Origin of the sequence: Methylorubrum sp. POS3, assembly GCF_043352485.1 — a bacterium.
Lineage (GTDB): Bacteria > Pseudomonadota > Alphaproteobacteria > Rhizobiales > Beijerinckiaceae > Methylobacterium > Methylobacterium suomiense.
Genome location: NZ_JAPRBT010000034.1, coordinates 1 through 626 on the forward strand (window position 1 = coordinate 1; position 626 = coordinate 626).

General features: G+C 68.5%; 1 protein-coding gene. It reads right to left on the reverse strand.

The annotated features are described in order from the left end of the window. A partial coding sequence (locus tag OWC43_RS23395; RefSeq protein ID WP_393958684.1) for a calcium-binding protein occupies positions 1-626 on the reverse strand: 626 nt, incomplete at both ends.

Below are 626 nucleotides of genomic sequence, written 5' to 3' on the forward strand. Positions count from 1 at the left end.
TCGTTGTCGGCCCCGCCGTTGAGCTGGTCGCTGCCCGTCCCGCCATCGAGGCGATCGTTGCCCGTCCCGCCGTAGAGCTCGTCGCTGCCGCCCAGGCCGGAGATCGTGTCCGCGCCGGCCACCCCGTAGATCCGGTCGCCATCCGCGGTGCCGGTGAGGGTGTCGTTGCCGACGGTGCCGACCTTCACCTGGAAGGTGCCGGCGACGAAGTCCGACTCGCTCAGCAGGGCCGGAGCGGTGGTGCCGGTGAACTCGACGACGAAGTCGTCGCTGTCGAGCTGGTTGTTCTGGTTCATGTCGGCGATCAGCAGCGTCTTGGCGGTGGTGCCGCTGCCGAGCCGGGCCGACCAGACCTGGGTGAAGCCGTCGCCGAGGTCCGAGCCCGGCAGCGCATCGCCCCCGGCGCCCTTGAAGCTGGCGTTGGCCGCGAGCAGATCACCGCGGAACACCAGGGGTTTGGAGTAGGCGATGCTGGTGATGTCGAGTTTGTCACCCTCGCTGCGGCTGAAGTCGGTGATCTGGTCCGCGCCGGCGAAGGTCGAGTCAGAGGCGTACCAGGCGAAGGTATCGGCTTCGCTACCGCCGGTCAGGGTGTCCTTGCCATCGTCGCCCCGCAGGATGTCGAT